This is a genomic window from Lysinibacillus sp. GbtcB16, from assembly GCF_019091145.1.
GTDB classification, from domain to species: Bacteria; Bacillota; Bacilli; order Bacillales_A; family Planococcaceae; genus Lysinibacillus; species Lysinibacillus fusiformis.
On record NZ_JAGXJV010000571.1, the window covers coordinates 1 to 259 of the forward strand.

General features: G+C 60.2%; 1 pseudogene. It reads right to left on the reverse strand.

What is annotated here, in order from left to right:
* A pseudogene (locus KVT27_RS25280) lies at window positions 1-219 on the reverse strand (hypothetical protein); the annotation flags it as partial.
* Window positions 220-259 lie beyond the last annotated feature (40 nt).

Here is a 259-nt window from a genome sequence, read left to right on the forward strand (position 1 = left end):
CTTGTGCCGTGACAGCTCGTGCAGCAGCGGTCCGAGATAATGCTCCACCATACCAATGGAGAAGGTATCGTGCCCGGCCGGCACAGGGGTATGGGTGGTGAAGACGGTGGCCGACCGCACGGTTTCAATGGCCACGTGGAACGGCAGCCCAAGGTGCAGCAGCTCCTTGAGCCGCTCCAGCGTAAGGAAGGCGGCATGGCCTTCGTTGATATGATACACATTGGGGTAGATGCCAAGCGCGCGAAGCGCTTTAACTCCG